This window comes from Pseudomonas putida, assembly GCF_022627325.1.
Lineage (GTDB): Bacteria > Pseudomonadota > Gammaproteobacteria > Pseudomonadales > Pseudomonadaceae > Aquipseudomonas > Aquipseudomonas putida_X.
This window is the reverse complement of record NZ_JAETZZ010000010.1, coordinates 20,317-45,986: the sequence shown is the minus strand read 5'-3', so window position 1 is coordinate 45,986 and position 25,670 is coordinate 20,317. Positions and strand designations below refer to the sequence as shown.

The 25,670-nt window shown below is 64.8% G+C and carries 23 protein-coding genes; 20 read left to right on the top strand and 3 right to left on the bottom strand.

What is annotated here, in order from left to right:
* Positions 1 to 5 precede the first annotated feature (5 nt).
* Entirely contained in the window at positions 6 to 1,247 is a 1,242-nt protein-coding gene (gene mexE, locus JNA92_RS16560; protein ID WP_241805750.1) for a multidrug efflux RND transporter periplasmic adaptor subunit MexE, read from the bottom strand.
* Positions 1,248 to 1,477: 230 nt separating this feature from the next.
* On the opposite strand from mexE, the gene JNA92_RS16555 reads away from it, so the two are divergent.
* Positions 1,478 to 2,599: an MFS transporter gene (locus tag JNA92_RS16555; protein WP_241805924.1), complete on the top strand. Its 1,122-nt coding sequence runs from the start codon at positions 1,478 to 1,480 to the stop codon at positions 2,597 to 2,599.
* Between the two features lie 87 nt (positions 2,600 to 2,686).
* Here the strand turns inward: JNA92_RS16555 and JNA92_RS16550 are convergent, their stop codons facing one another.
* Positions 2,687 to 3,166 (bottom strand): GNAT family N-acetyltransferase, encoded by a 480-nt coding sequence (locus tag JNA92_RS16550; RefSeq protein WP_241805749.1) that lies wholly within the window; start codon positions 3,164 to 3,166, stop codon positions 2,687 to 2,689.
* A gap of 137 nt (positions 3,167 to 3,303) precedes the next feature.
* Between JNA92_RS16550 and JNA92_RS16545 the strand changes: the two genes are divergently transcribed.
* The 5 genes from JNA92_RS16545 to JNA92_RS16525 all read left to right on the top strand — a co-directional run bounded on the left by JNA92_RS16545 (position 3,304) and on the right by JNA92_RS16525 (position 6,276).
* On the top strand, positions 3,304 to 3,924 hold the full coding sequence (locus tag JNA92_RS16545) for a LysE family translocator (protein ID WP_241805748.1): 621 nt from the start codon (positions 3,304 to 3,306) through the stop codon (positions 3,922 to 3,924).
* Between the two features lie 21 nt (positions 3,925 to 3,945).
* The gene (locus JNA92_RS16540) at positions 3,946 to 4,818 is read left to right on the top strand and encodes an alpha/beta fold hydrolase (RefSeq protein WP_241805747.1); all 873 of its coding nucleotides are present in this window, start codon (positions 3,946 to 3,948) and stop codon (positions 4,816 to 4,818) included.
* 101 nt (positions 4,819 to 4,919) lie between these two features.
* On the top strand, positions 4,920 to 5,795 hold the full coding sequence (locus tag JNA92_RS16535; protein ID WP_241805746.1) for a pirin family protein: 876 nt from the start codon (positions 4,920 to 4,922) through the stop codon (positions 5,793 to 5,795).
* A gap of 90 nt (positions 5,796 to 5,885) precedes the next feature.
* On the top strand, positions 5,886 to 6,062 hold the full coding sequence (locus tag JNA92_RS16530; RefSeq protein WP_241805930.1) for a hypothetical protein: 177 nt from the start codon (positions 5,886 to 5,888) through the stop codon (positions 6,060 to 6,062).
* Entirely contained in the window at positions 6,016 to 6,276 is a 261-nt protein-coding gene (locus JNA92_RS16525) for a DUF1652 domain-containing protein (RefSeq protein WP_241805745.1), read from the top strand. The genes JNA92_RS16530 and JNA92_RS16525 overlap by 47 nt, the downstream gene beginning before the upstream one ends.
* Positions 6,277 to 6,361: 85 nt before the next feature.
* Here the strand turns inward: JNA92_RS16525 and JNA92_RS16520 are convergent, their stop codons facing one another.
* Complete coding sequence (locus JNA92_RS16520; protein ID WP_012314315.1) at positions 6,362 to 6,649, bottom strand: hypothetical protein; 288 nt, start codon at positions 6,647 to 6,649, stop codon at positions 6,362 to 6,364.
* 310 nt (positions 6,650 to 6,959) lie between these two features.
* Between JNA92_RS16520 and mnxG the strand changes: the two genes are divergently transcribed.
* The 14 genes from mnxG (at position 6,960) to JNA92_RS16450 (ending at position 25,669) form a co-directional block, all read left to right on the top strand.
* Complete coding sequence (mnxG, locus tag JNA92_RS16515) at positions 6,960 to 12,848, top strand: manganese-oxidizing multicopper oxidase MnxG (protein WP_241805744.1); 5,889 nt, start codon at positions 6,960 to 6,962, stop codon at positions 12,846 to 12,848.
* 17 nt (positions 12,849 to 12,865) lie between these two features.
* On the top strand, positions 12,866 to 14,848 hold the full coding sequence (locus tag JNA92_RS16510; RefSeq protein ID WP_241805743.1) for a cytochrome D1 domain-containing protein: 1,983 nt from the start codon (positions 12,866 to 12,868) through the stop codon (positions 14,846 to 14,848).
* A complete protein-coding gene (locus JNA92_RS16505; RefSeq protein WP_241805742.1) occupies positions 14,845 to 15,498 on the top strand; it encodes an SCO family protein in 654 nt (217 codons plus the stop codon). The genes JNA92_RS16510 and JNA92_RS16505 overlap by 4 nt, the downstream gene beginning before the upstream one ends.
* Before the next feature lie 26 nt (positions 15,499 to 15,524).
* Complete coding sequence (locus JNA92_RS16500; RefSeq protein WP_277818191.1) at positions 15,525 to 16,160, top strand: SCO family protein; 636 nt, start codon at positions 15,525 to 15,527, stop codon at positions 16,158 to 16,160.
* Positions 16,161 to 16,270: 110 nt separating this feature from the next.
* Positions 16,271 to 17,797, top strand: a complete 1,527-nt coding sequence (locus JNA92_RS16495) for a cytochrome c/ABC transporter substrate-binding protein (RefSeq protein WP_241805740.1) — start codon at positions 16,271 to 16,273, stop codon at positions 17,795 to 17,797.
* A gap of 12 nt (positions 17,798 to 17,809) precedes the next feature.
* Entirely contained in the window at positions 17,810 to 18,451 is a 642-nt protein-coding gene (locus JNA92_RS16490) for a SurA N-terminal domain-containing protein (RefSeq protein WP_241805739.1), read from the top strand.
* Positions 18,452 to 18,688: 237 nt separating this feature from the next.
* Positions 18,689 to 19,222, top strand: coding sequence for a response regulator (locus JNA92_RS16485; RefSeq protein WP_241805738.1), 534 nt, complete (start codon positions 18,689 to 18,691; stop codon positions 19,220 to 19,222).
* Positions 19,223 to 19,279: 57 nt separating this feature from the next.
* Positions 19,280 to 20,959, top strand: coding sequence for a GspE/PulE family protein (locus JNA92_RS16480; protein WP_241805737.1), 1,680 nt, complete (start codon positions 19,280 to 19,282; stop codon positions 20,957 to 20,959).
* Positions 20,940 to 21,734, top strand: coding sequence for a hypothetical protein (locus JNA92_RS16475; RefSeq protein ID WP_241805736.1), 795 nt, complete (start codon positions 20,940 to 20,942; stop codon positions 21,732 to 21,734). The genes JNA92_RS16480 and JNA92_RS16475 overlap by 20 nt, the downstream gene beginning before the upstream one ends.
* 1 nt (position 21,735) lies before the next feature.
* Positions 21,736 to 22,278 carry a PilN domain-containing protein gene (locus tag JNA92_RS16470; RefSeq protein ID WP_241805735.1) on the top strand — a complete coding sequence of 181 codons (543 nt, stop codon included), beginning with the start codon at positions 21,736 to 21,738 and terminating at the stop codon, positions 22,276 to 22,278.
* On the top strand, positions 22,265 to 22,828 hold the full coding sequence (gene pilO / locus JNA92_RS16465; RefSeq protein WP_241805734.1) for a type 4a pilus biogenesis protein PilO: 564 nt from the start codon (positions 22,265 to 22,267) through the stop codon (positions 22,826 to 22,828). The genes JNA92_RS16470 and pilO overlap by 14 nt, the downstream gene beginning before the upstream one ends.
* Positions 22,828 to 23,325 (top strand): hypothetical protein, encoded by a 498-nt coding sequence (locus JNA92_RS16460; protein ID WP_241805733.1) that lies wholly within the window; start codon positions 22,828 to 22,830, stop codon positions 23,323 to 23,325. Before pilO ends, JNA92_RS16460 begins: the two co-directional genes overlap by 1 nt.
* The gene (locus tag JNA92_RS16455; RefSeq protein ID WP_241805732.1) at positions 23,322 to 25,199 is read left to right on the top strand and encodes a secretin N-terminal domain-containing protein; all 1,878 of its coding nucleotides are present in this window, start codon (positions 23,322 to 23,324) and stop codon (positions 25,197 to 25,199) included. The genes JNA92_RS16460 and JNA92_RS16455 overlap by 4 nt, the downstream gene beginning before the upstream one ends.
* Positions 25,196 to 25,669 carry a type II secretion system protein gene (locus JNA92_RS16450; protein ID WP_241805731.1) on the top strand — a complete coding sequence of 158 codons (474 nt, stop codon included), beginning with the start codon at positions 25,196 to 25,198 and terminating at the stop codon, positions 25,667 to 25,669. Before JNA92_RS16455 ends, JNA92_RS16450 begins: the two co-directional genes overlap by 4 nt.
* Position 25,670 lies beyond the last annotated feature (1 nt).

Genomic DNA, 25,670 nt, shown 5'->3' with positions numbered 1-25,670 from the left:
GTCCCTTAACCGCGCGGCGCTTGGGCGCCGGCGACTTTTGCATTGGTGCCGGCCACCTTTGGCGCCGGGTTGCTGGCCTCCAGCGCCTGGCGCTGCTGGGCGAGGGCAGCGAGGGTCTGTTCGCTGGCCATCGGTGTTTCCTGGGGGGTGACTGGCGAGCCGGGGCGCACCCGCTGCAGGCCTCTGACCACGATGCGGTCGTCCTTGTCCAGGCCGCTGCGCACGATACGCAGGCCTTCGAGCTTGGGCCCCAATTCAACGGCGCGGTAGTTGGCCTTGTTGTCCTTGTCCATGACCAGCACGAACTTCTTGCCAAGGTCGGTGCCCACCGCCTCATCGTTGATCAGCACAGCGTCGTACTGAGCGCTGCCCACCAGCTTCAGGCGGGCATACAGGCCAGGGGTGAACTGGCCGTCGCGGTTGTCGAACACGGCACGGCCACGGATGGTGCCGGTGCGCGGGTTGACCTGGTTGTCGACGAAGTTCATGTGGCCCAGGTGCGGGTTGCCGGTTTCGTTGGTCAGGCCGAGGTAGACCGGGGTGGCCTGGCCGCGCTGGCCTTCACGCGCCAGCTGGGTGTACTTGAGGTACACGCGCTCGTCGGCATCGAAGTAGGCATAGACCTTGTCGGTGGAGACCACGCTGGTCAGCGGCGTGACATCGGCGGTGACGATGTTGCCGGCGGTGTACTGGGCGCGGCTGACGCGGCCACTGATTGGCGCGGTGACGCGGGTGAAGCTCAGGTTCAGGCGTGCCAGGTCGAGCTGAGCCTGGATCGCATCGACACCGGCGCGGGCCTCAGCGGCTGCGCTGCTGCGCGATTCGGCAAGTTCGGCGGAGATGGCGTTGCTGTCACGCAGGCGCTCGCCGCGGCGGGCTTCGTTGGCGCTGCGCACCGCGGTCGCCTTGGCCTGCTGCAACTGGGCTTGGAGGCGGCGCACTTCAGCCTGGAACGGGCGGGGGTCGATCTGGAACAGCAGGTCGCCTTTCTTGACCTTGGCGCCTTCGGTGAAGGCCACCAAGTCGATCTGGCCGGACACGCGCGGGCGTACTTCGACGGTTTCCGGTGCTTCGAGGCGGCCAGTGAATTCGTCCCATTCGTTGATCGGCTGCTCGATCACCTTGGCGACGGTGACCTTGGGCGCGGCGGGAGCCTGCACGGCATCTGGGGTGCGGCCACAAGCGCTGAGCACCACCACTGCCAGGGCAGCGAGGGGAAAGCGCAGGGGTTTGAGTGAGTGGTCCATGGAGAACTCCGCCAAAGTATTAGTAGTGGGCGGAGTGTGAGTGCCTTGCGCGTGACGCACGAATCGAACGCAGCGAAGGTTAATATCACGCGCAATGATATGTCGGGATATTTCATCGATGGCGAGCATGGTAGGGTGCCCGTTCTGATCCTTCCCCGCATGTGACCCAAGGCCCGATCGTGAACAGCTCCCCCCAACTCCCCGGGCCCCTTGGCATCGTCTGCCTGGGCATTCTGCAAATCCTGGTGTGGGGCGGTTCGTTCTTCCTCATGGCGGTGATGGCCGAGCCGATCAGCCACGATACGGGATGGCCCAGCCAGTGGGTGTACGGTGCGCTATCGCTGAGCTTGATGGTCTCGGCGCTGTGCGCCCCGCTGTCCAGCCGCCTGATCGCACGCTTCGGTGGCCGTCCACAGATGGCCGCCAGCGGCGCGGTGGTCGCGGTGGGCTTGCTGATCATGGCCACCAGCCAGAGCCTGGCGCTGTTCTTGCTGGCTTGGGTGGTGATCGGCATTGGCATGGCAATGGGGCTGTACGAGGCACTGTTCGCCACCCTTGGCGGTTTGTATGGCGAGGGTGCGGGCAAAGCCATCACGGGGATCACGCTGATCGCCGGCTTCGCCTCGACCCTGTCCTGGCCCACCGTGGCCCTGGCCATCGAACACCTGGGCTGGCGCACCACGTGCGGTTGCTATGCGCTGGTGCTGCTGTTGGTGGTGGCGCCGCTGTATTGGCGAGTGTTGCCGGCCGGAGGGCGGGTGGAGGTACGCAGGGCGCAGGGCCAAGGCACCGCGATTGGGGTCGATCGCCAGCTTTACCTGCTGTTGACCGGTATGTTCGCCATTGGCGCGATCATCATGACCGCCATTGCGGTGCAACTGGTGGCCGTGCTCCAGGGCCTTGGGCATTCGTTGCCTGTGGCCATCGGCCTGGCGGCGATGCTCGGCCCCAGCCAGGTGGCCTCCAGGGTGTTGCAGATTCTGGCCGGCCAACGCCATCCGATCTGGACGGCGCTGGCCTGGGTCAGCCTGGTGCTGGTCGGCCTGCTGCTGGTGACGCTGGTCCCGGCGGCCACGGCCGTGGGCCTGCTGGTGTTCGGTTGTGGTAATGGCTTGCGGGCGATCGTGCGCGGGCTGTTACCCTTGGCGATGATGCCGCCTGCGCAATACGTGCTGTTGATGGGGCGCATGTCGCGGCCTTCGCTGATCGGGCAGGCGTTGACGCCCGTGGTGGGGGGCTACCTGTTCGAGCACTTCGGCGCGATGGGGGTGCTGGTGACCTTGTGCCTATTGGCCTTGGTCAATGTGGTGTTGGTGGGGATGGTGATGCAGCGGGTGCGCAGCGACGCCTGACGGGCGTGAAACTGATGTAGGCAATACTGGCCCCATCGCCGGCACTGCCAGCGACCGACCAACCGGCAAGGGCATCCAGGCTACCGCTCAACCCCGGGCAAACTGCAGCAGCTTGTCCCCATCCAATCGGTAGCGCACCCACTCATCCTGCGGCTCGGCCCCCAGCGATTTGTAGAACCCGATCGCCGGCTCATTCCAGTCCAGCACGCTCCACTCCAACCGCCCGCAGCGGTTCTCCACGGCTTCGCGGGCAATGTGCCGCAGCAGGTCGCGGCCTGCGCCACCGCCGCGCTGTTCTGGCGTGATGTACAGGTCTTCCAGGTAAATACCGTTGCGCCCCAGCCAGGTCGAATAGCTATAGAAATACACGGCGAAGCCCACTGCCTGCCCATCGCGCTCGCAGATCAGGCTGTGCACCGTGCTGCCTTCATCGAACAGGCTGTGCTCGATGTCGGCAAGGGTGGCGATGACTTCGTGGCGTGCCCGCTCGTAATCGGCCAGTTCGGTGATGAAAGCAAGAATCTGCGCGGCGTCAGTGCGTACTGCGGGGCGAATGGTAAGGCTCATGCTGGGCTTCCTTGAAATGCAGTGTGTTTCATCGATACAGTCATGTGTATCTGCGTAATTTAATGTAACTGTACCGGTCGCGCGGAAGGCGACTGCCGTAGTGTGACAGCACTCATAACGATTCTGGAACGCCTGCCATGCTTGCCTCTTTCGACCTGCTGATGGCCTTTGTGCTGTTTGCCTTCGTTTCCTCCATCACCCCGGGCCCCAACAACACCATGCTGTTGGCATCAGGGGTGAACTTTGGCGTGCGGCGCTCCATCCCTCATGCCCTGGGCATCAGCATCGGCTTCATGGTCCTGGTGCTGGCCGTTGGCCTGGGCCTGGGCGAGGTGTTCAAGGCCTGGCCTGCGTTGTACACCGTGCTGCGTTACGTGGGCGCTGCCTACTTGCTCTACCTGGCGTGGAAGATCGCCACTTCCGGCCCGCTGAGCACCAATTCGCCCAATGCCCGCAAGCCACTTGGCTTCTGGGGGGCTGCAGCGTTCCAGTGGGTCAACCCCAAAGCGTGGGTCATGGCGGTAGGGGCGATCACCACCTACACACCGGCCCAGGGCTATGTGATGAACGTGATCGTCATCGCGGCTGTGTTCGCCTTGGTCAACCTGCCCAGCGTCGGCGTGTGGGTGATGTTTGGCAGTGCGCTGCGTAACCTGCTGCAAAACCCGCGCTGGCTGATGCTGTTCAATGTCCTGATGGCCTTGCTGCTGGTGATATCGCTTTACCCGCTGCTGTTTGTAGAATCGGCGTTTTCGTAACGCGTCGAGTACGGCACACCCATGCAGTTGATCCCCTGGTCTCACCAATGCTCCGAAGGTTTCACCTTGCGCGGCTGGCGCTCGCCGGCCAGCGGCAAGCCGCTGCTGCACTTTTTGCACGGCAATGGCTTTTGCTGCCTGGCCTACCAGCCGATGCTGGCGCGTCTGGGCGAGCACTTCGACCTGTGGCTCAGTGATGTGCAGGGGCATGGCGACAGTGACCATGGCGGTGTGTTCCGCGGTTGGAACCGCACGGCTGAGTTGGCGGTTGAGGCTTTCGAAGCAGGCCGTGGCGAGTACGGCGAGGTACCTCGCTATGCACTGGGGCACAGTTTTGGCGGCGTGCTCACGGGGCTCATCCTGGCCAGCAGGCCTGCGTTGTTCGAGCGCGCCGTATTGCTCGACCCGGTATTGTTCAGCCGGCGCATGATCGGGGTCATGGGGGCTGCCGCGCTGATGGGGCTGCACCGCCGGCACGCCCTGGCACGCAAGGCCGCCAACCGCCGCAGCCATTGGCCCGACCGCGAAGCGGCACTGGCTTCGCTGCAGGGGCGGGGCATCTTCAAGGGCTGGAGCGATGCCGCGCTGCAGGCCTACATCGAACATGCCATCGGTGAGTGCGGTGAAGGCGTGGTGCTCAAGTGCCGGCCGAGCCGAGAAGTGGAAATTTTCAGTTCGTTCCCCACGCGCATGTGGGCGCATCTTGCCGCCATCCAAACGCCCACCCGGGTGCTGTATGGCGAGCAGACCTATCCCTTCGTGCCACGTTCGGTGCAGCGGCTGGCGTCGATCAACCCCCGTGTCGAAGCCTGCCAGGTCGCCGGAGGCCATTGTTTCATGCAGGAAGACCCCGGCATGGCAACGCAGCAGGTACTGGAATACCTGCAGGGCTGAACCACTGTTCCATCGCTGGGACGATGCATGCCATTTGCGCGGGCTACCGGCCGATTGGTCTCATTGGTAAGGTTAACTTAGCCTTAGAGAGGAGACTTATCATGAAAAAGATCCTGGGTATTCACCGCAGCCCCCACACCCACTGGGTGGGGGATGGCTTCCCGGTGCGCAGCCTGTTCACCTACGACAACCTGGCCAGCCAGATCAGCCCGTTCCTGCTGCTGGATTATGCCGGCCCGCATGCCTTCCCCCCCACCAGTGCCCGGCGTGGCGTAGGCCAGCACCCTCACCGTGGGTTCGAAACGGTGACCATCGTTTATCAGGGCGAACTGGAGCACCGTGATTCGACCGGCGCCGGCGGCCTGATTGGCCCTGGCGATGTGCAATGGATGACGGCCGCCAACGGCATCCTCCACGAGGAATTCCATTCCCCGGCGTTCGCCCGCAGTGGCGGCACACTGGAAATGGTGCAGCTGTGGGTCAACCTGCCTGCCCAGGACAAACGCGCCGCTGCCGGTTACCAGACGCTACTGGCAGCGGATATCCCGCAAGTGCCGCTGCAGGGCCAGGCAGGCAGCCTGCGGGTCATCGCCGGCAGCTACCAAGGGCACCCAGGCCCGGCGCGCACCTTCACCGCGATGGATGTCTGGGACCTGCGCCTGGGTGCAGGTGCTGCGCTGCAACTGCCTGTCGCTGCTGGCCGCAATGCTGCACTTGTGGTGTTGCGTGGCACTGTGCGGGTCAATGGTGAGCGTGACGCCGGGCCGGCCAGCCTGGTATTGCTGGAGCGAGCGGGCGAAGACGTGGCCATCGAGGCGCTGGAAGGCGCAAATGTGCTGCTGCTCAGCGGCGAGCCGATCGACGAGCCGATCGTGGGCTACGGGCCATTCGTGATGAACACCCAGGCGGAAATTGCCGAGTCCTTCGATGATTTCCATGCCGGGCGCTTCGGCCAGATGGCGGCTGAGCCACACTGACCGGCCTTGCACCGCTGACCGCCTGTCGTGAAGTGCCGTGATTGGATCGAACGGTAGCAGGGCGCGCCCGTTCTTTTACTAAGGTGCTAGATGATTCTCCGCATCACTATTGCCGCGGCGCATGGACGGCCGCCCTGGCATGCTCATTATCAATTGGCACCGCGCCTGCCAAAGGCGTATTCCAATAAACAGGCCATCCACTCAAGAGAGGGTCGCGACAATGTCATTGATAGGCGTTTCGATGCTGGAAATGAGGCAAATGATTGAACAGGCCTGCCTGCCTGATCACTGTGAAGTCAGTTGCCTGGACGGCACCAGCCTGACCATTCGTTTGGCTCATGGGCAGAACATGGAACAGGGCGTGACGCTCAGTGGGGTCTCATTGCAGGACCTGAACAGTTGCCGTGACGTGGTGAAACTGGTCGATCAGCTGCATGCGCTGCGCGACCGTCAGCCAGCGTCGCTAAGGGCCACTGCCTGACCACACGGTGTGCCAAGGTCAGCCGAGGCTGGCCGTGGCACATATAGGTCAGTCCCATGCCAGTTCAAGTTGGCTTACCGCCGCTTCATTGCAATTCAACCAGCAGATTAAGCCCGCCATCGCCGCATTTGCCCTTGTCACGAACGACGCCGTGGTAACTGCGGCCATCCCACACGAAAGCCACACTGTGCGCGCGCTCGACTTTGTCCGGAAGCGGCGGGCAGATGTGCAAGCGCAGGGCAGGGCGGCCCTGTAAATTAAGCGCGGCGAGCTGGCACTGGCATTCAACGCTCAGGGCGACCGGGCCAAACAGCGTGTCGCGCACATAATCGAGTTGCACATTGGCGTTCGGGGCGCGGCCGGGCATCTTCATCGTTGCGGGGCTCCAGGGAGTTGGTCTCAATCATCATCTTGAAAGCGGGTGAGCGCGGACGTTCAATTATTTTCTAAGGTTGTTGACAGGACATTCACGCCGGCCCCCCAGCTATCAGTGAATACCCATTGCCTGGTGAGCCACCCCCGCAATGACAACCAATACCATCCCCTGATGTGGGGATCGCAGCGGGGAATCCTCCCCAATCTGGTTCAATTGCCAATCCAAGGCGTTGATCTAAAAGAAAATTTTCTTCTGGCATACACCTTGCTGACCCTCTTGCACAGTTTTTGTGTCCCGGAGGTGCAGCATGTCGACCCCCAATAGAGGCCCCGTCCTCACATCACTTGTATTGGCCCTGCTGAGCGTTACAGCAACCAGCGAAGCGGCTGTGCAATGCCAGCGCACCTTGGTGGCCAACGTGATTGCCCTGGACCAGCCGCTGATGTTCAACCGCCTTGGTGCGCAAAACGCCAACGGCATGATGTTCGCCCTGCGCCAGGATGTGGTGGACGAACACCAGGTACCGCTGAGCAAGGGGGGCGCCGCAGTGCCGGGCAAGGTAACCCTGCGCCCGGACAAACGCCCGCGCCCGATAGTGCTGCGGGTGGCCGCGGGGGATTGCCTGACGGTCAACCTGACCAACCTGTTGGCTTACCAGGCCAATCCCAATAAACACGGTATCGACCATGATGAAAACGAGGTCGAAGGTGTAGAGGAAGAAGAAGGCGAAGAAGGCGAAGAAGGCGAAGAAGCCGCAGAGGTGGAAAATGAGGGCGGCGACAACTTCGTTGTCGACGAGCAGGTCACTGATCGCCACGTCGGCTTTCAGGTCAATGGCCTGCAGGCGGTCAACAGCATCGGCGACATTGCCGCCAACACCGGCCGCAACGGCAACTTCCTGATCGCCCCAGGCGCCACCCGCAGTTACACCCTTTATGCCGAACGCGAAGGTGCCTTCGCCGCCACCAGCCAGGGCGCTACCTTCGGCGGCCAGGGTAACGCAGGCAACGTAGCCAATGGCCTGTTTGGCCAAGTGGTCGTGGTGCCCAAAGGTGGGCGCACCTACCGCAACACCCTGAGCGAAGAGGAGATGCGCCTGGCCAGTACCGGCCGTGCCGCCACCGGCCAGCCCGTGGTCGATTATGAGGCCCGCTACCCTCAGGTTGAGCCGTGGATCGCCGAAGGCAAGGCGGGCAAGCCGATCATCGCGATGGTCGACGGCAACGAAATCCTCAGCAGTGAAACCGATGCCATCGTCATGGGGCCCAACCCGGACGGTAGCTTCCCACGTTCCACCTACCCACTGGAAAGCATCAACAAGCGCAACCCGGCCTTGCCCAACCGGCTGGAAGCGTTTCGCGATTTCGCCTCGCAGTTTGCCGATGAAGTGGCCTCCACCCAGGCCTTCCCCGGCTACTGGGCTGACCCTGTGATGGGCCATGTGCTGGAGCCTGCGCGCGACGCCTTCATGATCAACTACGGCTCGGGCGGTATGGGTGCTGAAGTCGTTGCCAACCGCTTGGGTGTCGGGCCAATGCACGATTGCCTGTCCTGCGCCTTCGAGGAGTTCTTCCTCAGCGCGCACACCGTGGGTGATATCGGCACCCTGGTGGACGTGCCAGCCAACGTCGGCCTTGAACACATTCGCCCAGGCGATACCCCACCGGCCAGCGCCACTGGCGTCAAGGCCAGCATGGCGTTGTACCCATCCGAGCCGTCCAACGTGCACCACAGCTACATTGGCGACTTCACCAAGTTCCGCAACACCCACAACGGCCATGAGCAGCACATTTTCCACCTGCACGGCCACCAGTGGCTGTTCAACCCCAATGACGACAACTCCGACTACATCGATGCCCAGGGCATAGGCCCAGGTGTGGGGTACACCTATGAGATAGCCAACGGCGGCTCGGGCAACCGTAACCGTGTGGCGGGCGATGCCATCTACCATTGCCACTTCTATCCGCACTTCGCCCAAGGCATGTGGGCCATGTGGCGGGTGCACGATGTGTTCGAGGAGGGGACCCGCCTGGAAGTCAGCGGGCAGGGGCAGGATGGCTTCCATGACACGCCGTTCGCCCTGCGCAGCGGCAAGCCGGCGGCCGGGGCACGTGCGCTGCCTGACGGCGAAATCATCGCGGGTACGCCGATACCGGCGATCGTGCCGCTGCCAGGCAAAGCCATGGCGCCGATGCCGGGCAAGGTGGTGGTCGTGCCGAAACTGGCGCAAGAGCTGGTCGCCGAAGGTGACGACGATCACGAAGACCCAGATCATGGCGATGACGATCACAGCAGTGCGCCGGGCGCGGCCAAGGCTATAGGCTCGCTGGCACTGGTCGACCGCAGTGAAACCAACCGCAACGCTGATGGCACCCTGAAAAACCCAGGCTACCCCTTCTGGATCGGCGGTATGGAAAGCAGCGTCGGCCAGCGTCCGCCGACCCCGCCGCTGGACATGCTCGACCCGGCCATGGCTCGCCAGCTCAAGGACAGCGGCGCAGCGCTGTGGGCCAACCTCGACGGCAACCAGGTCGACGGATGGGACGGCGGCCTGGGCCGACATGCGCTCGATGGCGTCTCCGCTGGGGGCGAAGCCGTGACCACCACCACCAAGCTCGATTTCTCGAAGGTGGTAGAAAAGGCCAAACCGATCTACCTGCCCGAGGAGGGCACCGAGGTCGAGCAGGCCGCCATGCAGTTCCACGCCAAGGCCGAGCACCCAAGCTTTGCCCTGATCCCTGGCAGCCAGCCGGTGGCCAAGGCGTTTCGCACCAATGGTGCTCTGCCAACCGCCGGCGCCCCGTTCTTCGAGCCGTGCATGGATGACCGCGGCAAACGTCTGACCCAAGCCTCGTCCACGGGCGAATACAACAGCGGCGAAAGCCTGAGCAGCATCAGCTTCCGGGGTGCCTCCACGTTCACTGCCGACCGTCCTCGCATCTACAAGGCGGCCAATATCCAGTTCGACGCGGTGTTCAACAAGGTCGGCTATCACTTCCCGCAGACGCGCATCCTTGCGCTGTGGGAAGACGCCTGGCCGGTGATCACCAAGCAGCGCCCGCCAGAGCCGCTGGTGATGCGCATGAACACCTTCGACTGCACCATGTACCAGCAGACCAACCTGATCCCGGCGTTCTATGAAATGGACGACTACCAGGTGCGTACACCGACCGATGTGATCGGCCAGCACATCCACCTGCCCAAGTGGGACCTGACCTCAGCCGATGGTTCGGCCAACGGCTGGAACTACGAAGACGGTGTCCTCTCGCCCGGCAGCGTGGTGGAACGCGTGCGTGCCATCCGTGCGTTCAATGGCTGTTCCGAGGGCGACAGCCGCGACGGCACTGCAGCCTGCCCGACGGCCAAGCCGCACCCGTACTTCGGCCGCTTTGGCCGGGCCGACTGGGTGGGCGCGCGCACGGCCATGCAGCGCTGGTTCGCCGACCCGCTGGTCAACGTGCACAACGTCGACCGGGGCCTGGGCACCATCTTCACCCATGACCACTTCGGCCCATCGACCCACCAGCAGTTGGGCCTGTACGCCACTGTGCTGGCCGAGCCTGCCGGCTCTACCTGGCACCACGCCGAAACCGGCGAGCAGCTGTACAACCCGGCACTGCGCCAGGACGGTGGCCCGACCTCGTGGCAGGCGGTGATCAATACCGGCGACAATGACGGCGATGGCAAGAACGACAGCTATCGCGAGTTCTTCCTCGAGTACAGCGACTTCCAGCATGCCTATGAAGCAGGCGTGTATGTGGGCGCCGGCCCCGATGGCGTGCCCAACGCCCAGGCCTACCCAGCCTCGGCCGACAGCTTCCGCTACGCCATCAACCCGCCCGTGCGGCAGAAAGCCTCGAACCTGCTGGAGTCGATCGTCGAATCACGCGGTGGCCTCAACCCGGGTTGCCCGACCCGGCCATGCCCACAGGCGATCTCGGTGGATGACCCGGGCATGTTCGTCGTCAACTACCGCAACGAGCCGTTGGCCCTGCGCGTCTTCGACCCGAACAAGGTGGCGCCGGATGGCAAACGCGGCATGCAGGCCGACGGCCTGGGGGGCGACCTGGGGTATGCCCTGCAGAGCCGCACCGACCGAGCCATCCCGGCCATGAACCTGGCCCCCTCGGCGATCAACTCGGCGGTTGGCCCCACGGGTGGCACCACCTTGTTCCCACCGCACATCAACACAGCAGGCAGCGAGCCAGGCGACCCGTTCACCCCGATGCTGCGCACCTACTCTGGCGACAACGTGCGGTTGCGTATGCATGCTGGCGGCTATGAGGAGGAGCACAACGTCACGATGCACGGCGTCAAATGGCTGCAGAACGGCACCGGCTACGGCAGCAGCTCCAACTCGGGGTGGAAGGCCTCGCAGATGATCGGCATTTCCGAGCAACTGGGCTTCCTGGCGCCGGTATCGATGATCTCCAGCTCGGCAGCCACCAATGGTGACTACCTGTATTCGCTGGACGCGGCGCTGGAAGGCTACTGGAACGGCATCTGGGGCGTCATGCGCAACTACACCGCGCAACGGGCCGACCTGTTCGCGCTGCCGAACAACCCGCAGCCGGTAGCCATGCGCAACACCATCAACTTCGACGGTATCTGCCCGAGAACCACGGCCAACCCCAGCGGCGTCGGCAGCCGGCCAACGGTCAAGCGCAACTACGAAGTGGTCGCCGCGCTGGCCAACGACATCCTGGAAAACCGCCATGGGGTGAGCATCAGCGACCCGGCCGGTATCGGCCAGCACGTCGGCGGCCCGCTGAAGGCCGATGGCGGCACCCTGGTATTCAACAGCCGTACCACCAGCATCCCGCAGGTGACGGTGACCGACGAGGAGGATGGCACCACCTTCACCGTGGGTGGCCACAGCGCGCCCCTGCACGACCCCACCGCCGTGCTGTACGTGCGCAAGGCCGACCTGGATACCAGCACCGGCAAGCTCAAGGCTGGGGTGCCGGTCGAGCCTCTGGTGTTGCGCGCCAATGCCGGGGACTGCATCAGCATCACCCTGGAGAACCGCCTGCCGCTGGTGATGCCGGACCTGCCCAGCACGGCGGTGATGCAGAACGTGGTCAAGCGCGACCGCAACGACAGCGAAGGCTCCACCGCCTTCAACAACAACCTGATGCGGCCCTCCAGCCACGTCGGCCTGCACGCCCAACTGCTGGCTTATGACATCACCAAGTCCGATGGCGTCAACGTCGGCCTCAACCCGGTGCAGACCGTACCGCCGCGCAGCGGTAACAGCGGTGCCTACCCGACCAGGGTGTACCAGTACTATGCCGGCCACCTGGAGCGCGAAGGCAAGCCGGTGCTGCAACTGGGCCGCACGGTGGACAACATCCGCACCACGGCAATCGAGTTCGGCGCTCTCAACCTGACCCCGGCGGATGTCATCAAGCAACCGCAGAAAGGCCTGGTCGGTGCCATGAGCATCCTGCCGCAGACCGCTACCTTTACCGAGGACGCGGCCAGCCGGGCGCAAGCCTCGGTCAAGGTCAGTGGCCAGCCAGACTACCGTGACTTCGTCACCGTCTGGCAGCGGGCGCTGAACATGCGTTGGGCCGACGGCCGCCCGGTAGAGGGTATCGCCACCGAAGGCAACGGTGTGCCGGGTGACCCGAAAGACAACGGCAACATGGCCATCAACTACAAGACCGAGCCGCTGTGGTTGCGCTTCGGCCTGGCACCGGACGCTCCGTTCGGCCGTGCCGATGGCTTTGGCTTCGGCGATGTACCCAACGCGCACATGGCCTACAGCAATGCCCTGGTGGGTAGCGACCCGCAAACCCCGGTGCTGTACGCCAAACCCGGCCAACCGGTGCGCAGCCATGTGGTGATGCCCAGTGGCGGCAGCCGTGGCATCACCTACCAGCTCGATGGGCACCTGTGGCCGCTGCATGCCTTCCAGGCCGAGAAAAATGACCTCGATGGCTACCCAATGAAGCAGCCTGGTATCGGCTCGGTACGCTTTGGCTACAACCCGATGTCGATGTACATCGGTGCCCAGGAGAGCGTGCTGCCCGCCGCGCACTTCAGCTTCATGTTGCCCAGCGCCGGGGGCGCCAACGCCGTACCGGGCGACTACCTGTTCCGTGACTACGCCGCCTACGGCAATACATCGGGGCTGTGGGGGATTCTGCGGGTTACCGACGACGCACCGCCGGCAACGGCGCCAGCACAATAAGAAAGGGGCGTACGAACATGCATAACAAGAAAACCCGCCCCGCCGTGCTGGGGGTATTGCTGGGCGCGGCGTTGATCGGCCTGGGCGTGGCCTACGAGGAGCTTTGGTGCGACCCGCGCGAGCTGCTGCAGGCGCCTGCCGACCCGCAGGCGCTGCACCGGCTCAGCCGGGATGGGGTGACCGTGGAGTTCGAGGCCCGGCCGCTGGCCGGGAGCGAGTTGCGCGAAGGCGCCTTCGCCAATATTCGCTTCAAGGTCACCGACCAGAACAGCGGCCAACCGCTGTCGGGGATGGCGCCAGGGGCGTGGATCGACCCGGCACAAGCGGCACCGCAGGAAAGCAGCCGTGACCAGAGCTGCAAGGCCCGGGTGGCGCTGTTTCTCAAGAGCAGCATCGGTGCCAGGCCGCTGCTGGATCTGAACAGTTACTTCCTGCTGGTGCTGAACAAGGATGCCAGCCTGACGGTGATCGACCCGACCGTCTCGGTGGGCGGTGTCACCAGCACCCTGGCACGCATCGAACTGCCGGGGCGACCCATGGACTGGGTAGCTAGCGCCGATGACAAGCAGGTATTCGTGTCGATACCTGAGCGCGGCGAGGTCGCGGTGATCGACACCGAAACCTTTACCCGTGTGGCCAACCTGGAGGCTGGCGAGATGCCGCTGCGTGTAGCCCTGCAGCCGGACCAGCGCCGGTTGTGGGTCGGCAACAACAGTGATGACCCGGCCAAGGGCGGGGTGACGGTGATCGATGTGCACAGCCGCAGCATGCTGAAAAGCTTCGCCACCGGCTCCGGGCACCACGAAATCGCTTTCAGCGCCGATTCGCGCTACGCCTTCGTCAGCAACCGCGACGGCGGCACCCTGAGCATTATCGACATCCCCGAGATGCGCTTGGTGAACACCCTGGAAGTCGGCCCGCATCCGTTGGCTGTGGCCTACTCGGCGCTGTCGCAGGCGGTGTACGTCAGCGATGGTTCAGAGGGCACGGTGCGGGTGTACGATGCCCGCAGCCATCAGTTGCGCCATACCGTCCAGGCCGAGCAAGGCCTGGGGCCGATGCGCTTCAGCAGCGATGGCCGTTACGGCATCGTCCTCAACACCTTGGAAAACCAGGCCCTGGTGATCGATGCCAGTACCGACAGGTTGATCCACCGCATCCCGGTGGCCGCCGAGCCGTACCAACTGACGTTCACCAAAGCTTATGCCTACGTGCGCGGCCTGGCGTCTTCGAAGGTCAGCATGATCAACCTGAGCAGCCTGGGCGAAGGCCGTCAGCCGATCGTCCAGGGTTTCGATGCCGGCCCCGCCGCGCCGCGCCAGGCCGGCGACCTGCCGCTGGCCCAGGCGCTGTCGGTGTCACGCGATGACAATTCGGTGTTCGTGGTCAACCCGGTGGACAACACCACGTACTTCTATACCGAAGGCATGAATGCACCGATGTCGGGTTACAACAACCGCGGCCACCAGGCCCGCGCCGCCATCGTCATCGACCGCAGCCTGCGCGAATTGGCCCCGGGGGTGTATGGCTCGACGGTGAAGATGCCGGCGTCGGGCAAGTTCGACGTGGCGTTCCTGCTCAACCAGCCGCAGATCATTCACTGTTTCAGCACCGACGTGGCCGCCGTGCCGGATGCGGCCAAGCGCAAGGGCGCGCATGCCGAGTTCATCGGCCTCGACCAGCCCTTGGCGCAGCACCGCGCCATCACCGCCAAAGTGCGCATCTTCGGTGACGACGGCCGCCCCCGGGTGGGCCTGGACGACCTGACCCTGCGCTACTTCCTGGCGCCGTCATCGATGCCGCGCAACCTGCGCCTGGAAGAGGTGGGCGAGGGGGTTTACCAGGCTGCACTGATGCTGCCTGAAGCCGGCGCGTGGTACCTGCATGTGCAGTCGCCATCGCTGGGGCACAAGTTTGCCGAAGAGAACTACACCAGCCTGCGTGTCCTGCCGGCCGCAGCGTCTACCGCCTCCCAGACTGAAGTGAGGAATGTGCAATGAACGCCAGACATTCTTGCAAGCTGCTCGTACTTTCCATGGCCATGGCCAGCCAACTCGCCCTGGCCCACGCGGGCCATGACCACAGTGGGCATGCGCAGCCGCCAGCGGCACATCAGGAGAAAGCCAGCGTGCGTTTCGCCGATGTTTCACTGCTTGACCAGGATGGCATGCCGGTGCGCCTGGAAAAGGACCTGGTCGGCGATCATCTGGTGGTGATGGGCTTCATTTACACCAGTTGCACCACGGTGTGCCCGGTGGTGTCTTCGATCATGGGCAAGGTTCAGCAGCAACTGGGGGGGCGGGTAGGCGAGGAAGTGCGCCTGGTGTCGATCAGCGTGGACCCTCAACGTGACGACTCCAAACGCTTGCAGAGTTACGCCAAGGCCTTCCAGCATGGCCCAGGCTGGAGCTGGCTGACCGGCTCGCCCTATGCCATCACCGAGACCCTCAAAGGCCTGGGTAGCTTCAGTGCCGACCTCAGCCAGCACCCGCCGCTGATTCTGGTGGGTGACGGGCACAGCGGGCACTGGACGCGTTATTACGGCTTCACCGACCCGGCCGTGCTGATCGACGAAATCAACCGCCTCAGCGCACGTCGGGTGCATGCCAAGAGCACGGCCATCGCCGAACACCAGGAGGTGCAACCGTGAGCAGCCAAGCGTCCTGTCGTGTCGGCATGCGCAGCTTCGACTGGCTGGCCCTGGCCGGTTGCCTGTGGATCTTCGCGTCGGTGGCCCTGGCCCATGAAGGCCACGCACCGAGCGCGCCCAGCCCTCAGCCTTCGCCACCGGCGATGGCCAGTGGCGAAGGCACCCGCGACGCGCAGACCTGGTTCACCGACACCGTGCTCCAGGACCAGAACGGCCGCGCGTTGCGCTTCTACAGCGATGTGCTCAAAGACAAGGTGGTGATGCTCAACGTCATCTTTACCCACTGCACCGATGCCTGCCCGCTGATCACCCGCAAACTGCGTGAGGTGCGCGAGGCCATGGGCCCTGAGCTGGCCAGCCAGGTGACCTTCGTGTCCATCAGCAGCGACCCGCTCAACGACACCCCCGCTGCGCTCAAGGCCTTTGCTGAAAAACAAGGGGTGGACAGCGCCAACTGGCTGTTCCTGACCGGCGACAAAGCCAGCGTCGACGTGGTGCTGGGGCGTATCGGCCAGTTCCTGCCCAGCCCCGAGCAGCACTCGACCCAGCTGATAGCCGGTGACGTGGCGGGCAAGCGCTGGAGCAAGATCCGCCCCGATGCACCGCCAGCGGCGATTGCCCAGCGCATGAAGCTGCTGGCCCAGCCGTTGGCCGGACGCTGAATGTACTGACAGCCTGTGCGCAGCGGCGCAGAACGCAGTGGCAACACTGACAGGATCTGTGCAGCGGCGCAGAACAAAGTGGGAGCCGGCTTGCCGGCGATGAGGCCAGAATGAACACAGCGAGATCACTTTGCTTGGCGCTAGGCCTGACCTGCTGCGTTCAGGTGCTTGCCCTGGACCTCACCGCCCACGAGCAAGCCGGTAAACGCCTGTACCGCGAAGGCGTATCCAGCAGCGATGCACAGTTGATGGCCCGGGTAGGTGCCAGTGACATGAGCGTCCCCGCCAGTGTATTGCCCTGTGCCAGTTGCCACGGCAATGACGGCCGAGGCCGCGCCGAAGGCGGGGTGCGCCCGCCCAGCCTCGACTGGCAGCGCCTGGCCCTGGGCCAGGGTGCACGCCAAAGCAACGGCCGCAGCTACCCGGCCTACACCGATAACAGCCTGGCCCGCGCCATCCAGCACGGTCTGGACCCCGCCGGCAACCGCCTGGACCCAGCCATGCCTCGTTTCGAGCTCACCCTGGCTGACCAGCGCAACCTAACCGCCTACCTCAAGCGCCTGGCTGACGAGCGCGACCCCGGCGTGGAAGAAGGGGTGCTACGCCTGGGGACCCTGTTGCCCGCCAGCGGGCCGTTGGCCGAGGCCGGGCACGTGGTGCGCGCGGTGCTCGAAGACGGGGTGGCCCAACTCAATCAACAGGGCGGCGTGCATGGCCGGCGCTTGGCGCTGGTGGTGGTCGACCCCGGCAGCGACGCGGCAAGTGCCGAGCATGCGCTGCACCAGTTGCTCGGGCAGCAGCGGGTATTTGCGCTGATCAGCCCGTTGGCACCGATGCTCGACTCGCGCCTGGCGCTGCTGCTCGAACAACACGGCGTGCCCCTGGTTGGCAGTGCACCGCGTAGCGGCGGCAACGCGCACATCTTCGACCCCTTGCCAGGCATTGCCACGCAGTTGCTGAGCCTGGCCGTGCATGCCCGCGAAACGCTGGGCCTGGCGCCAGATGGCTTGCGCGTTGTGTACGCCGGCGATGACCAGGCAATGCTGGCCGAACAGGTGCGCGGGCGCCTGCAGCAGCAGGGTTGGGCGCCGGGGCCGATCGAGGCCTTCAGTGGCCAGGCGGTGCAGGGGCAGGGCATTGTGTTCGTCGGCCGCGCCCAGGCCTTTGCCGAGCTGGCTGCGGCGTTGCAAGCGGCAGGCCGTAAACCCTACCTGTTCGCCACCTCCAGCCAGGTGGCCGGCGCCGTCGCCTCGCTGCCGGTCCAGTGGTCGCAGCGGGTGTTCCTGGCCTATCCGTTCGTGCCAAGCGACTGGACCGAACAAGGCATGGCGACCTTGGCCGGCCTGCAGCAGCGCCAAGGCCTCGACCCACGCCAGGCCTCGTTGCAGGTCAGTACCCTGTGCGCACTGCGCCTGCTTGGCGAAGCCCTCAAGCAGATCGGCCGTGATGCCAGCCGCGAACGCCTGGTCGCGGCGCTGGAGGGCTTGCATGACATCGATACCGGCCTGACCCCGCCGCTGGGTTTCGGGCCAGGCCAGCGCCAGGGCCTGGCCGGTGCCCATGTGGTGGCAGTGGCGCTGCCTGGGCCACGCTTTACCGCTGTCGCACCCTATCGGCCTGTGCCGGTCAGCCCATGAATGGAGGTTGCCATGCGTATCGTGATGCTGTGCCTGTTGCTGCTGATCGCCAAGGCGGGCTGGGCCGATAGCCCGGCGGCGCGGGTCAATGGTGTGGACATCGGGCTGATGCGCCTGGAGCGCTATTTCAGTGAATATCTGCAGGCACAGGGGCGGGCTGTGACCAGCATCCGTAACCCCACGCTGTACAAGCGTCTGCGTAGCCAGGCGCTGGATGAACTGATCGACAAGGAATTGCTTTGGCAAGAAGCCCAGCGCCGCGGCATCGCCATCAGCGATGAGCAGGTGTCGGCGCAGCTAGGTGAAGTGGAAGCAGCATTCGGTGACCCGGCGCTGTTTGAACGACGGCTTGCAGATGCAGGGTTCGACCGCGCAGCATACGCTGACTACCTGCACCGGGAGCTGGCAGCGCAACAGGTGTATGCCCAGCTCAGCGCGGTAGCCGAACCCACCCAGGCCGAGGTGGAAGCGTTTTATCAGGCCAACCAACAGAGGCTGCAAGGAGCGCAGAACCAAAGTGATAATTCTTCGGTCATACGCGAACAGGGCCTGGTGCTGGCCAGGGCTTCGCTCATCAGCCAATTGCAGGCGCAGGCACGGCAAGCGGCGCGCCAACGTTTGCGCGAATCCGCTAAAGTGGAAATCGCTGACTGAAGCCTGCGATGGCGTTTCCCCAAACCTGGGGAATAACGGCTTGGCAAAGTGCCATCAACTGCCCCGGATGTGGGGCAGCGGGCCTCGGCCTGTTCGTAGGGCTATCAAAGGTGCTTTGAAAATCAACAACTTGACGTGGTGCAACATGACTATTCATGCCTGGCACGAAGCCTGCTCAAGCCTTCCCAAGGCCGCACTTCGCAGACCGGGGAACCGGGCAGTTCTTGGGAGTCGACCTTGGTGAACAGAGTATTGGTAGTCGATGACGAACAGACCCTTGCGCAAAACCTGCAAGCGTACCTGCAGGCGCAAGGCCTGGAAGTCCATGTTGCCCACGACGGTGCCAGTGGTATCGGCCTGGCTGAACGCCTGGCACCGGATGTGATTGTGCTGGATTACCGCTTGCCCGATATGGAGGGTTTTCAGGTCCTGCAGACCGTGCGCAAGAACAGGCAGTGCCACTTCGTGCTCATCACCGCCCACCCGACCGCCGAGGTCCGTGAGCGAGCCGCCGAACTTGGCGTGACCCATGTCCTGTTCAAGCCGTTCCCGCTCTCGGAACTGGCGCGCCCGATCTTCGACCTGATGGGCATCGAGCGCCGGCGCAGGGCCACGGACAACCCGGCAGAAGGGTTCGTCGAACGACGCCAGAACAGGAACGAATCGTTCCCCTTGCAGTTGTACGATGGTAGCTGGGTACTGGCCGACCGCCGCCGTAATGGCGCCAAGCCCCCTGGACCCGACGACGACCAACTGCTCACCGGGGAATAGCGGCGCCCGCAGCCCTCACCGAGCCTGCGACGCGCCCCCTGAGCGGAGTCGCAGGCCATGTCCGATGCAGTACAACCTCTGCCAATCTCGGGATACCCCCGCGACCTGCTGGCCCAGGCCCGCTTGCAAGCCGGCGACGAGCGCCTGCTCAACTGCCTGGAGCGCCTCGCCTGCGACACCCCCGACACCTTCATCCGCCGCCTGGGCAGCACCCTGCATTACCCGGTGCTGGACAGCCAGCGCCTGTTGGCCAGCAGCCCCCGGTTCGACAAGATCAGCCTGGCCCAATGCCTGAAGCGCGAGTTCGTGCTGATAGAGCAGGGCGGTGAACTGTGGGGTGTGTTCGCCGACCCCTTCGACCACGCCCGCCTGGCCTGGATCGACGATGTGCTGCAAGGGGCGCCGTTGTACCTGGCCCACGCCGCCGACCTGGCCACGTTCCTGGCCCGCCACGAAGAAAGCTTTCACGCCGTCGATGCCCTGGATCACGACGCCGAAGCCAACAGCGAAAGCGACCCGCTGCAACGGCTGTCGCTGACCAGCATCAGCGAAGACCAGAGCAAGGTGGTCAAGCTGGTCAACTCAACCCTTTACGACGCCCTCAAGCAGCATGCCAGCGATATCCACCTGGGCATGACCGGCCAGGGCCTGACCATCAAATACCGCATCGACGGCGTGCTCAATGCGGCCGGCAAGGCCAGTGGCAGCGCCTTCGCCGACCAGGTGATTTCGCGCATCAAGGTCATGGCCGAGCTGGATATCGGTGAGAAGCGCGTGCCACAGGATGGCCGCTTCAAGGTTGCCGTAGGCGAACGCCAGATCGATTTCCGCGTGTCGATCATGCCCAGCATCTTCGGTGAAGACGCCGTGCTGCGGGTGCTCGACAAGCAGGATTTGTCCGACCGGGTCAGCGGCGTACAGCTGCAGGCCCTGGGGTTTGCCGATGAAACCCTGCGCGCCCTGCGCCGCCTGGCCGCCGAGCCCTACGGGATGATCCTGGTCACCGGCCCCACCGGCAGCGGCAAGACCACCACCCTGTACGCCATGATCAGCGAGATCAACCACGGGGTGGACAAGATCATCACCATCGAAGACCCGGTCGAGTACCAACTGCCCGGCGTGCTGCAGATCCCGGTCAACGAGAAGAAAGGCCTGACGTTCGCCCGTGGCCTGCGTTCGATCCTGCGCCACGACCCGGACAAGATCCTGGTCGGCGAAATACGCGACCCCGACACCGCGCAAATCGCCGTGCAGTCGGCACTCACCGGCCACCTGGTGTTCACCACCATCCACGCCAACAACGTGTTCGATGTGATCGGCCGCTTCAGCCAGATGCAGGTCGACCCCTACAGCTTCGTCTCCGCCCTCAACGCCGTGCTGGCCCAACGCCTGATCCGCCTGGCCTGCCCGCATTGCAGCACGCCGTGCGAGGCCGATGACGAAACCCTGGCCGCCTCTGGCCTTACCCGTGACGCCGTGCAGGGCTGGACGTTCGTCCGTGCCCCGGGCTGTGGCCAGTGCCGCGGCAGTGGCTACCGCGGCCGCAGTGCCATCGCCGAACTGCTGCACCTGGACGATGACCTGCGGCAGATGATCGTCGAACGTCGCCCACTGGCGCAGATCAAGGCGCTGGCCTGCCAGCGCGGCCTGCGGCTGCTGCGCGCATCCGCCCTGGACCTGGTCCGCGAGGGCCGTACCACGCTTGAGGAGATCAACCGTGTCACATTCATTGCGTGATCATGCCTCTACCCGTTATTGCATCGTGCTCGGCGCCGAAGGCGTCGGTGTGGGCCGCTGGCACGGCAACCAGCACCAGTGGCTGGGCAGCCGCGCCTTCACCAGTGACGCCGGCGAACCGGCCTGGGCAGCGGCGCTGCCGGCCCTGGCTGCGCTGCTGGGCGAGCATGCCGTACGCGCAGGCCAATGCCAGGTGTTGCTGTCGGCGCGTTACAGCCGCTTCTGCCTGGTGCCATGGAGCGCTGCCATCAGCCATCCACGCGAGCTGCAGGCCTACGCCCAAGCCTGCTTCGAGAACCTCTATGCCCAGCCGCTCGACGGCTGGCGCATCGTCCTCTCGCCAGAGCCAGCCGGTGCCGCGCGTATCGCCACGGCGTTGCCCGAGGCATTGCTGCAGGGCCTGCAGACACTGGCCCAGGACAACCGCTTGCGCCTGCGCTCGGTGCAGCCGTACCTGATGGCTGCCTACAACCGCTGCTCAGCGCAATTGCAGGCAGGGGATTTCCTGTTTGTCCTCGCCGAGCCACGGCGCAGCGTGCTGCTGCTGGCCGCCGGAGGTGCCTGGCAGCAGGTGCTGACCCAAGGCTGCGCCGACAGCGACCAAGCCCTGCAGGCGCTGATCGAGCGGACGTGCGAGCTGTATGGCGAGCACATGCCGCAGGTCTACCTGCATGCCCCTGGGCGGGGCGACGTGCCGCAACTGGCGGCGGTGCAGCTGTGCCAGCCGGCCAGCGAAACCGACCCGCTGTGCGCCATGTGGCGGGCGGTGGCCTGACATGCGCCGCCTCGACCTGGAATTCCAACCCCGGCGCAGCAGCCCGCTGGCCTGGTCACTGCTGGCCTTGGGCGGCGCCGTGGTGGCCGTGATGGTGCTGCTGCAACAGCACCTGCAAGCCGAGCAGGTCCACCTTGAGGCCCGGCTGCACAGCCTGGAGCTGCAACTGGGCCGCCGCTCGGCCACGGCCGCCCCGCAGAGCAGCGCCGCCAGCCGCGAGCAGGCCGAACGCCTGGCGCAGATGCGTAGCGTTTCCCAACAACTGCAACGGCCCTGGCAGCAACTGTTCGCCATGCTTGAAGCGCAACCCCAGGCGGACGTGGCCCTGCTCAGCCTGACCCCTGATGCCCGCAAGGGCCAGGTCCGCATTGCCGCCGAGGCCCGTAACCTGGAAGCGATGCTGCAATACCACCACCGCCTGGAGCAGAGCACCGAGCTCAGCGATGTCTCGCTGCTCAACCATGAGGTGGTGGCGGGCCAACCCGAGCACCCGGTGCGCTTCACCCTGACTGCCACCTGGGAGACCGGCCATGCGCGCCCCTGACTCGATAAGCCCCCTGATCCTGCAGGAGCAGCTGCGCCGTATTGGCCCGGTCGGCCTGGCCGGCGCCGCAGTGGCCGTGCTGGCAGTCGCCCTGGCGCTGGCCGGGGTGCTGCCGCAGTGGCAGGCCCTGCGCGAGCTGCGCGCCAGCGAGGCCGATGCCAGCGCCCAGGTCGAGCGGGTGCGGCGCGGCGAGCTGAAAATCGCCGTCAAGCCAGAGCAGCAGGCGCTGGACAGCCTGCGTCAGCGACTGCCAGGGCAACCTGAAGCCAGCGAACTGATCGAGCGCCTGTACCGCCTGGCCAGCGCCGAACGCATCAGCCTGGCCCGTGGTGAGTACGCCCTGGGTATCGACCCCAAGACCCAGCTGGCGCGTTACCAGATCGTCCTGCCGGTACGCGGCAGCTACCCGCAGATCCGCGGTTTCGTCCGCGGCCTGCTGGGCCAGTTGCCGACCCTGGTGCTCGAAGACATGGAGCTGCAGCGCAAGCGCATTGGCGACAGTGAGCTCAATGGCCGCCTGCGCATGACCCTTTACCTGTCGAGGTCGTGATGAACACTCAGCGTGCAGTGGTGTGGGTGGGGTTTCTGGGGCTTGCCGGTGCGTTGGCCTGGGCGCCGGGGCACTGGTTCGGCGAGAACAGCGAGGTGGCCCTGAGCGCTGGCAAGCAGGCGCCCACACAAACGGTTGCCGAGGGGGCGAGCGTACCAGCGACCAAGCCAGAACAGGCCACCCGTGACCTGTTCCCGCGCCAGCAGTGGACCAAACCCAAGGCCGTGACCACTGTCACCGAAAAACCTGTGGTCGCCACCGCGGTGGTCGCCGCTGCCCCTGCAGCGCCGGCGCTGCCGTTCCAGTTCGTCGGCCGCCTGGGTGATCGCGACGACCTGCAGATCTTCTTGCGCAGCGGCGAAAAACTCTACGTCGTGCGCCAGGGCGATGTGATTGACGACACCTACCGCCTCGATCGGGTTTCGGCCAATGAGCTGGGCCTGGTCTACCTGCCTTTGCACCAGTCACAGACGTTGTCTGTCGGGAGCGCACCATGAAGCCATCGAAGTTGTGCAAGCCTGCTCCGTTCATGCTGCTGGCGCTCTGCGTGGCCATTGCCGGCTGCGGGTCGAGCGCGGTACGCAAAGACAGCCAGGCGCTGATGAAAGAAGGCCAGTACGAGGCCGGTATCGCTCGCCTGGAAGAGGCGTTGCGCGACGACCCACGCGACACCGAACTGAACATTGCCTTGGCCCAAGGCCGCCAGCAAGCGGTCGAGGCGCTGCTGAGCCAGGCCGACAGCGACCGCATGCGCCACGATTTTGCGAGTGCGCGCCTGGGTTACGGCCGCGTGCTCACCCTGGAACCGAACAACCGCCGCGCCCAGGAGGGCATCCGCCAGCTGGAACTGATGCGCACCCTCGATGACCGCGTGGCGCTGGGCCAGGCTGCGCTGCGCCAGGGCGACCTGTTCGGCGCCGAGCGCTACATGCGTGAAGTCCTGCGCCTGGACCCGCAAAACCAGAAGGGCATCATGCTGCGCAGCGATATCGAGAACGTCCAGGCGCGTACGGCGCAGCCCTTCCCGCAACTGCGCAGCAAGCTGGAACGCCCGGTGACCCTGGAGTTTCGTGACGCCGAGCTGAAGATCATTTTCGAAGTGCTGTCCCAGGTGGCCGGCATCAACTTCATCTTCGACAAGGACCTGCGCCCGGACATGAAGGCCACCATTTTCGTGCGCGAGGTGCGCATCGAGGATGCCATCGCCTTGTTGCTGGAGCAGAACCAGCTGCGCCAGAAGATCGTCAACGACAACACCTTGCTGGTCTACCCCGACTCGCCGCAGAAGACCAAGGACTACCAGGAACTGGTCATGCGCACCTTCTACCTGACCAGCATCGATGCCAATACCGCCCTGAACATGGTCAAGACCATGCTCAAGACCCGCGATGTATTCGTTGACGAGCGCCTCAATACCCTGACCATGCGCGACACCCCCGACGCCGTGCGCATGGCTGAAAAGCTGCTGCAGTCGCAGGACCAGTCCAACCCTGAGGTGGTGCTGGAAGTGGAGGTGATGGAGGTGGCCCGCTCGCGCATCCTCGACCTTGGCCTGCAATGGCCCAATACCTTCGGGGTGCTCAGCGATGAGGGCAACCCGGTGAGCGTGCTGGACCAGTTGCGCGGCATCAACTCCGGGCGTATCAGCATCTCGCCGGCGCCCCAGGCCAAGATCAACGCCCAGGACAAGGACATCAACACCCTGGCCAGCCCGGTGATCCGCGTCAGCAACCGCGAGCAGGCGCGCATCCACATCGGCCAGCGTGTGCCGATCATCAGCGCCACCTCGGTCCCCTCCACCCAAGGGCCGGTGATCACCGAAAGCGTCACCTACCTGGATGTCGGCCTGAAGCTAGAAGTGCAGCCTACCGTGCACCTGAACAACGAGGTGGCGATCAAGGTGGCGCTGGAGGTCAGCAACGCCACACCGCTGGAGCCTACCCGCCAGGGCACCATCCCGGTCCAGGTCGACACCCGCAATGCCCAGACCAGCCTGCGCCTGCACGACGGCGAAACCCAGGTGCTGGCGGGGCTGGTGCGCAACGACAAGACCTCCAGCGGCAACAAGATCCCCGGGCTGGGCGATATCCCTGGCCTGGGCCGGTTGTTCGGCAGCAACCGCGATGACATGAGCAAGTCCGAACTGGTACTGGCGATCACCCCGCGGATCGTGCGCAACCTGCCTTACCAGAGCCCCTCGGACATGGAGTTCGCCACCGGTACCGAATCGAGCATGCAGGTGCGCCAACTGGCCCAGCCGTTGCCGGCCGGCGCGCTGCCGGCCGATGAGCCGGGCCAAGCGCCTGGCGATGCACCGGTTGTCGACAGCCAGATGGCGGTGGTGCCTGCCAGCAAGGGCCCACGGCCATGAAACGCCGCGTGCAAGGCTTCAGCCTGATCGAGGTGGTGCTGACCCTGGCATTGCTCGGGCTGCTCGCCAGCATGGCGGCACCGCTGACCGAAACCGTGGTGCGCCGCACCAAGGAGCAACAATTGCGTCAGGCGCTGTACCAGATCCGCGATGCCATCGATGCCTACAAGCGTGCCTTCGACGCAGGTTTCATCGAGAAAGGCCTGGACGCCAGTGGCTACCCGCCAAACCTGCAGGTATTGGTCGACGGGGTGCGCGATGTGCGCAGCGCCAAGGGCAACAAGTTCTACTTCCTGCGGCGCATCCCGCACGACCCGCTGGTGGCGGCAAAGGACGATGACGGCGGTGGCTGGGGCGTGCGCGCCTATGACAGCGGGCCGGACGACCCGCGTGAAGGCGAAGATGTTTACGACGTGTACTCCAAGGCCCGCGGCAAAGGCCTCAACAACATCCCCTACGGGCAATGGTGAC

Bases quoted from the DNA above. Each gene is read 5' to 3' on its own strand.
- mexE (WP_241805750.1), bottom strand. From the start codon at position 1,247: ATGGACCACTCACTCAAACCCCTGCGCTTTCCCCTCGCTGCCCTGGCA.
- JNA92_RS16550 (WP_241805749.1), bottom strand. From the start codon at position 3,166: ATGAGCCTTACCATTCGCCCCGCAGTACGCACTGACGCCGCGCAGATT.
- JNA92_RS16545 (WP_241805748.1), top strand. From the start codon at position 3,304: ATGCTTGCCTCTTTCGACCTGCTGATGGCCTTTGTGCTGTTTGCCTTC.
- JNA92_RS16540 (WP_241805747.1), top strand. From the start codon at position 3,946: ATGCAGTTGATCCCCTGGTCTCACCAATGCTCCGAAGGTTTCACCTTG.
- JNA92_RS16535 (WP_241805746.1), top strand. From the start codon at position 4,920: ATGAAAAAGATCCTGGGTATTCACCGCAGCCCCCACACCCACTGGGTG.
- JNA92_RS16530 (WP_241805930.1), top strand. From the start codon at position 5,886: ATGATTCTCCGCATCACTATTGCCGCGGCGCATGGACGGCCGCCCTGG.
- JNA92_RS16525 (WP_241805745.1), top strand. From the start codon at position 6,016: ATGTCATTGATAGGCGTTTCGATGCTGGAAATGAGGCAAATGATTGAA.
- JNA92_RS16520 (WP_012314315.1), bottom strand. From the start codon at position 6,649: ATGAAGATGCCCGGCCGCGCCCCGAACGCCAATGTGCAACTCGATTAT.
- mnxG (WP_241805744.1), top strand. From the start codon at position 6,960: ATGTCGACCCCCAATAGAGGCCCCGTCCTCACATCACTTGTATTGGCC.
- JNA92_RS16510 (WP_241805743.1), top strand. From the start codon at position 12,866: ATGCATAACAAGAAAACCCGCCCCGCCGTGCTGGGGGTATTGCTGGGC.
- JNA92_RS16505 (WP_241805742.1), top strand. From the start codon at position 14,845: ATGAACGCCAGACATTCTTGCAAGCTGCTCGTACTTTCCATGGCCATG.
- JNA92_RS16500 (WP_277818191.1), top strand. From the start codon at position 15,525: ATGCGCAGCTTCGACTGGCTGGCCCTGGCCGGTTGCCTGTGGATCTTC.
- JNA92_RS16495 (WP_241805740.1), top strand. From the start codon at position 16,271: ATGAACACAGCGAGATCACTTTGCTTGGCGCTAGGCCTGACCTGCTGC.
- JNA92_RS16490 (WP_241805739.1), top strand. From the start codon at position 17,810: ATGCGTATCGTGATGCTGTGCCTGTTGCTGCTGATCGCCAAGGCGGGC.
- JNA92_RS16480 (WP_241805737.1), top strand. From the start codon at position 19,280: ATGTCCGATGCAGTACAACCTCTGCCAATCTCGGGATACCCCCGCGAC.
- JNA92_RS16470 (WP_241805735.1), top strand. From the start codon at position 21,736: ATGCGCCGCCTCGACCTGGAATTCCAACCCCGGCGCAGCAGCCCGCTG.
- pilO (WP_241805734.1), top strand. From the start codon at position 22,265: ATGCGCGCCCCTGACTCGATAAGCCCCCTGATCCTGCAGGAGCAGCTG.
- JNA92_RS16460 (WP_241805733.1), top strand. From the start codon at position 22,828: ATGAACACTCAGCGTGCAGTGGTGTGGGTGGGGTTTCTGGGGCTTGCC.
- JNA92_RS16455 (WP_241805732.1), top strand. From the start codon at position 23,322: ATGAAGCCATCGAAGTTGTGCAAGCCTGCTCCGTTCATGCTGCTGGCG.
- JNA92_RS16450 (WP_241805731.1), top strand. From the start codon at position 25,196: ATGAAACGCCGCGTGCAAGGCTTCAGCCTGATCGAGGTGGTGCTGACC.